Origin of the sequence: Frankia tisae, from assembly GCF_025403405.1 — a bacterium.
Classification (GTDB): Bacteria; Actinomycetota; Actinomycetes; order Frankiales; family Frankiaceae; genus Frankia; species Frankia tisai.
The window spans coordinates 1-5,904 of record NZ_JANEZT010000394.1 but is presented as its reverse complement, the minus strand read 5'-3'; the positions used below and the strand labels follow the sequence as shown (position 1 = coordinate 5,904).

At 73.7% G+C, this 5,904-nt stretch carries 7 protein-coding genes and 1 pseudogene; 5 read left to right on the top strand and 3 right to left on the bottom strand.

The annotated features are described in order from the left end of the window. Window positions 1-68 precede the first annotated feature (68 nt). Window positions 69-854, top strand: coding sequence for an LOG family protein (locus tag NBZ85_RS26435; RefSeq protein ID WP_261562807.1), 786 nt, complete (start codon window positions 69-71; stop codon window positions 852-854). Then, entirely contained in the window at window positions 851-1,459 is a 609-nt protein-coding gene (locus tag NBZ85_RS26430) for an LOG family protein (protein ID WP_261553695.1), read from the top strand. Before NBZ85_RS26435 ends, NBZ85_RS26430 begins: the two co-directional genes overlap by 4 nt. Window positions 1,460-1,512: 53 nt before the next feature. On the opposite strand, the gene folP is transcribed toward NBZ85_RS26430, so the two are convergent. Further along, window positions 1,513-2,562, bottom strand: a complete 1,050-nt coding sequence (gene folP / locus NBZ85_RS26425; RefSeq protein ID WP_261553694.1) for a dihydropteroate synthase — start codon at window positions 2,560-2,562, stop codon at window positions 1,513-1,515. A 14-nt stretch (window positions 2,563-2,576) separates the two neighbouring features. On the opposite strand from folP, the gene NBZ85_RS26420 reads away from it, so the two are divergent. The 3 genes from NBZ85_RS26420 to NBZ85_RS26410 all read left to right on the top strand — a co-directional run bounded on the left by NBZ85_RS26420 (window position 2,577) and on the right by NBZ85_RS26410 (window position 5,183). Next, entirely contained in the window at window positions 2,577-2,939 is a 363-nt protein-coding gene (locus NBZ85_RS26420; protein ID WP_261553693.1) for a DivIVA domain-containing protein, read from the top strand. A gap of 220 nt (window positions 2,940-3,159) precedes the next feature. Next, a complete protein-coding gene (locus NBZ85_RS26415) occupies window positions 3,160-3,327 on the top strand; it encodes a DUF3117 domain-containing protein (protein ID WP_011438211.1) in 168 nt (55 codons plus the stop codon). A 95-nt stretch (window positions 3,328-3,422) separates the two neighbouring features. Beyond that, window positions 3,423-5,183 carry a leucyl aminopeptidase family protein gene (locus NBZ85_RS26410; protein WP_261553692.1) on the top strand — a complete coding sequence of 587 codons (1,761 nt, stop codon included), beginning with the start codon at window positions 3,423-3,425 and terminating at the stop codon, window positions 5,181-5,183. 35 nt (window positions 5,184-5,218) lie between these two features. Here NBZ85_RS26410 and NBZ85_RS26405 read toward each other — a convergent pair whose 3' ends face one another. Together NBZ85_RS26405 and NBZ85_RS26400 are read right to left on the bottom strand one after the other, a co-directional pair. Further along, window positions 5,219-5,587: a hypothetical protein gene (locus tag NBZ85_RS26405; RefSeq protein ID WP_261553691.1), complete on the bottom strand. Its 369-nt coding sequence runs from the start codon at window positions 5,585-5,587 to the stop codon at window positions 5,219-5,221. Between the two features lie 94 nt (window positions 5,588-5,681). Continuing rightward, window positions 5,682-5,904: pseudogene (locus NBZ85_RS26400) on the bottom strand (hypothetical protein); the annotation flags it as partial.

Genomic DNA, 5,904 nt, shown 5'->3' with positions numbered 1-5,904 from the left:
CCACCCCGCCGGCCGGGTCGGGCGCCACCCCGCCGGCCGCCGGCGAGCGGTCCCGGAACAGTGTCCCGGTGAACGGCCGCGAGCGCCGCTACCCGCCACCGGAGCAGTTCCGTGGGCCGGTCGTCGCCCGCCGGGGGCAGGTCGAGCGCTCCACCACCGATCAGCGGCTGCTCGACACCCGTAGCCCGTCGGGCTTCGTGCACGGCGACCCGTGGCGGGTGCTGCGGATCCAGAGCGAGTTCGTCGAGGGCTTCGGGCTGCTCGCGGAGCTGCCGCGGGCCGTGACGGTCTTCGGCTCGGCGCGCATCGGCCCGGACGATCCGATCTACGCGCAGGGTCGTCGTCTCGGGGCCGCACTCGCCGAGGCCGGCTTCGCCGTCATCACCGGCGGTGGGCCGGGGACGATGGAGGCGGTCAACCGCGGCGCCCAGGAGGCGGGCGGGCTGTCGGTCGGCCTCGGCATCGAGCTGCCGTTCGAGCAGCGGCTCAACGACTGGGTCGATCTGGGCGTCAGCTTCCGGTACTTCTTCGTCCGCAAGACGATGTTCGTCAAGTACGCCGAGGCGTTCGTCATCCTGCCCGGCGGGGTCGGCACGCTCGACGAGCTGTTCGAGGCGCTCACCCTCGTCCAGACCGGGAAGGTCACCCGGTTCCCGGTGGTCCTCATCGGGTCGCAGTACTGGTCGGGCCTGGTGGAGTGGCTGCGTTCCACCGTCCTGTCGGCGGGCCTGATCAAGGAATCCGACCTGCACATCCTGTCGGTAACCGACGATGTCGACGAGGCGGTGCGCATCATCGTGCAGGGGACGGTCGGGCACGCCGAGCCGCCCCGCTCGGAGGCGCGGGAACCGTGAACATCTGCGTCTACTGCGCGTCCTCGTCCGCGATCGACGCCGCCCACGTGGAGCTGGCGGCCCAGACCGGGGCGGAGCTCGCCCGGCGCGGACACACCCTGGTGTCCGGCGGTGGCTCGGTGTCGTGCATGGGGGCGGTGGCCCGGGCGGCGCGGGCCGGCGGCGCCCGCACCATCGGGGTGATCCCACGCGCGCTGCTGGCACTGGAGGTCAGCGACACCGAGGCGGACGAGCTGATCGTCACGGACACGATGCGGGAACGCAAGGCACTGATGGACGCCCGCGCCGACGGCTTCCTCGCGCTGCCCGGCGGGCTGGGCACGTTGGAGGAGCTGCTGGAGATCTGGGTGGCCCGGGTGCTGAGCCTGCACGCGAAGCCCGTCGTCGTCCTCGACCCCGGCGGGGTCTTCGGTCACCTGCGCCTTCTCGTCGACGAGCTCGTCGAGGGCGGGTTCGTCCGGGACGTCGCCCGCGACACGCTGATCTGGGCCACCAGCGTGGGCGAGGCGCTCGACCGGCTGGAGACCGCCGCCCCGGAGGGGGTCGTAGCCGCGGGCACCGCCCCGCCGCACCCCACCGACCGAGAGATCATCGAAGGCGACTGACTGGGGCATAGCTCCGATGTCGTCCCGGTCCGCGTCGTCGGGCCGGGGGCGGGTCAGACGACGCCGCGGCGGGCGAAGGCGAGGTCGGCGTCGCCGCGGATGGCCGCGACCATCCGCAGCGTGCGTACCGTCGCGGCCACCTGGTGGGCGCGGAAGACCCGGGCACCGAGCCAGGCGCTGATCGCCGTCGCGGCGAGGGTGCCTTCCAGCCGCTCGTCGACCCCGGCGTCCAGGGCCTCCCCGACGAAGTCCTTGTTCGACATGGCGACCAGCACCGGCCAGCCGGTGGCCGCCAGCTCCGGCAGCCGGCGGGTGGCCTCCAGCGAGTGGCGGCTGTTCTTGCCGAAGTCGTGACCCGGGTCGATGACTACCGAATCGGGATGAACCCCCAGCGACACCGCACGTTCGGCGAGTCCCACCGTGGTGGTGACGATGTCGGCGACGACGTCGTTGTAGGTCATCCGGTGCGGCCGGGTCCGGGGCGGCAGGTGCCCGGCGTGCGTGCAGACGAGGCCGGTGCCGAACTCGGCGGCGACCTCGGCGAGCTCCGGATCTACCCCGCCCCAGGCGTCGTTGAGCAGGTCGGCGCCCTCCCCGGCGACCACTCGGCCGACCGCCGCCCGCCAGGTGTCGACGCTGATCACCAGGTTGGCGTGGCGGGCGCGGACCGCGGCGACGAAGCCGCCGACCCGGCGAAGTTCCTCGGCCGGGCTCACCTCCCCGCCGGGGGCCGCCTTCACCCCGCCGATGTCGATGATCCCCGCCCCGTCGTCGACGGCACGGTCGACGGCGTCGAGGGCCTCGGCCTCGCCGTACGTCGCGCCCCGGTCGAAGAACGAGTCCGGCGTGCGGTTGACGATGGCCATCACGACCAGCTCCGATGGACTGAACACCCGCCGCCCCAGCCGCAGCGGCAGCTGCCCCGGTGAGGCGTCCCGCCCCGGTGAGGCGTCCCGCGTGGTCCGGCCGGCATGCGCTGGGTGCGGGGGCAGAGCGGTGGCGTCGATCGTCTGGGGGGTCGTCTCGTCGGTCGTCTCGGCGGGGTCGGCGTCCACCCGGCCAGACTGCCAGATCGGGCGGGGTGACCAGGCTGGCCGGGGCATGGCACGATCGTCCCGTGGTGCTCGTCGTGGAGATTGTGATCGTGGCCGCTGTCGTGTTCGCCGTGGCCGCGCTGGCCGTCGGGCGCTTCGACCGGCTCACCCCGGCGCCGCCCGACAGCGCCTCCGTCGGCCTGCCCGCCGACACGGTGACGGCCGGCGACGTCACCCGCCTGCGGTTCGCGATGGCGCTGCGCGGCTACCGGATGGCCGAGGTCGACGCCGTCCTGCTGCGCCTGGCCGAGGAGCTGGCCTGGCGCGACGAGGAGCTGGCCCGGCGCGACGACGAGCTCGTCCGGCTGGCGACCTTCGCGCGGATCGGACCCGAGCCGGCGGCGGCGGAGCGATCCGCCGAGCCACCGAACAAGCCGCAGGACTGACCCGCCCACTCCCCACGGGGCTCGGCCTCCCGTTGATGGGCGGTCGATCTGGGTCACGCGGGACCGACCGCCAGCGCGCTCGTCGACACCGGACACCCACCGTTCGCCGCCGCCGCCGCCGACCGTTGTGATGCTGCGGGGAGACGTGTTTCGGTTTGCGGTCCGGTCTACGGGATAATCGTCGCCAGACGCAGGTCCGACGGCAGGAAGAGGTGCACCGATGGCGGCCATGAAGCCGCGGACGGGTGACGGTCCGCTCGAGGTGACCAAGGAGGGACGCGGCATCGTCATGCGTGTCCCACTGGAGGGGGGCGGTCGGCTCGTTGTGGAACTCACCGCTGACGAGGCGAGTGCGCTGGGGGACGCCCTGAAGACGGCGGTCAGCTAGCTGTCGTTGCCTACCGTCGGCGCGGCCGACCCGCAGTGGGTGAGGTCGGCCGGGCAGGCGGCGGTTGATGGGGCGGCGGCGACGAGGAGGGTCACATGACCATGGACGGATCCGCGTCGAGTCCGGTGCTCGATGATCTCATCGGGTCGCCGCCGGAGATCACGCTCCGGTCCGGGAGTGTCAACGACGCGGCGACCTCCGTCGTCGCCGTCGTGCTGGCGGCGGGGGAGGACGGGCCGGTCTTCGACGCGACCGCCCGACGGGCCGGCAGCGATCTTGGCGTGGAGCTCGACCGTCTTGTCGAGAGCGAGTCTCTGCGCGGTGATGCCGGCTCTGTGCTGGCCGTTCCGCTCACCGGCGCGGACCGTTCGGTTACCCGACTGCTCGTGGTCGGCGTCGGCGCCGGTGAGCCGCGGGACTGGCGGGCCGCCGGCGCTGCCGTGGCGCGCCGGGCCGGCACATCGGCGCGGCTCGCGGTGATCGCGCAGCCCGCGCCGGCCGGCCTGCGGGCCTTCGCCGAGGGGGTCGCCCTCGGCTCCTACCGCGTCTCCGGGCTGCTGGAACGGGTCGGTCAACCCGGCCGTCCCGCAAACGGCGGGATCCAGCCTGACGCCCGGGACGAGGCCGGCTCCGGCGCGCCCGGGCGCGACACGCTGAACGTCAACGAGATCACGGTGGACGATGCCGGCTTCGACGCCGCCGGCCCCGGCGCGGACGCGGGCGGCGGGGTGTCGACGCCCACCGGCGGGCCGCTGCGCCAGGTCGTCGTGGTCACCGACCTCGCGGCGGACCCTGCGGCGCTCGCCGCGCTGGGGGCGGCCCGCGCCGTGGCACTCGGGGTGTACATCGCCCGTGATCTGGTGAACACGCCGAGCCTGGTGAAGTCGCCGGAATGGCTCGCAGACCGGGCGGTGCGCATCGCAACCGCGGCCGGCCTCACCGCGACCGTGCTCGGCCCGCAGGAACTGGCCGAGCAGGGCTTCGGCGGGTTGCAGGCCGTGGGCCAAGGTTCGCCGCGCCTGCCGCGGCTGGTCCGGATCTCCTACGAGGGTCCCGCGGTGCCCGCCACGACGCAGGGGCGATCGGCCGCGGGTCATCGGGTGCTCGTCGGCAAGGGCATCACGTTCGACTCGGGCGGCCTCTCGCTCAAGCCGGCCGTGTCGATGATCGGGATGAAGACCGACATGTCCGGCGCGGCCGCGGTGCTGGGAACGATGACCGCGCTGCCGGCACTCGGCGTGCCCGGTCGGGTGACCGGTCTGCTCTGCATCGCGGAGAACATGATCGGCGGCAGTGCCATGCGCCCCGGCGACGTCATCACCTGCTGGGGCGGGACGACCGTCGAGGTGCTCAACACCGATGCCGAGGGGCGCCTGGTCCTCGCGGACGGCCTCGCCTACGCGGCGGGCGAGCTCGGTGCCGACGTCATCGTCGACCTGGCCACTCTCACCGGGGCGATCGCCGTCGCGCTCGGCCGGCGCACCGCGGGCCTGTTCAGCTCCGACGACGAGCTTGCCGCGGAGCTGGCTGCCGCGGCCGACACCGCCGGGGAGCGGGTGTGGCGCCTGCCGCTCACCGAGGACTACCGACCGGCGATCGACTCGCCGGTCGCGGACCTGGCCAACATCGGCCGGGCGTTGAACGTCGGCGGCGGGTCCATCACCGCCGCGCTGTTCCTGCGTGAGTTCACCGGGAAGCTGCCGTGGGCCCATCTCGACATCGCCGGCACGGCGCGGTCCGAATCCGACGACGGCGAGATCAGCCGCGGCGGCACGGGCTGGGGGGTCCGCACCCTGCTCAGCTGGCTGGCCGCGCCCGCCACCGCGCCGGCGGACGCGTCAGCCCAGACCGGGTAGCTACCGATCCCCGGCTGCGCTGGTCGCGATGCCGGTCAGGAAGCGGCCCCGGCCGAGCTCAGGCTGGTGAGCTGGTGGCGGGCCCAGCGCAGGCTGTTGTGCTCCTCCATCACCGCGGGCCAGCCCGCCAGCGCCGCCTCGACCGCCTCGCGGTCCGCCACCGCGAGGACCTCGACCCGCAGCTCGTCAATGTCCGCCTGGTCGACGCGGAGCTGGTCGAGATAGCGGGCGAGGATCCCGCCGGGGTGCGGCTCGCGGACCGAGTAGATCTCCCGGGTGTCCGCTACCCAGCTCAGCCGGTAGGTGCTGTGGATGTCGTGCTGGTCGGTCCACCCGTCCCCGAACGGGACCTCGGTGGAGGCCTGCCGCCGCGAATCCTCGCGGTAGAACTCCCGGATGTTCATGGAGCATCCTTCCCCGCGGGACGGACCCGCGTAAACGGCCGGTCGGTGACCGGCCCTGCCGGCCCTGGCTCGCCCGGCCCAGGGCGGTGGGTACTCAGGAGGTCAGCCGCTGCAGCGCCGTCTCGTATCCCTTGGCCTGATCCTCGGCCAGGACCAGAGAAACGCGTAGGACCACGCCGCCCCGCACGTAGACGTACTCGGTGACCAGCGGATTTGCTTCAGTGACAGTCCGGAGTCGGGTGGCTCGCCGTTGGGCGGCCGCCGCGTCGCGGAACGCCTCGACGGCCCCGCCGCGCTCGATCGCCCCCACCGGAGCC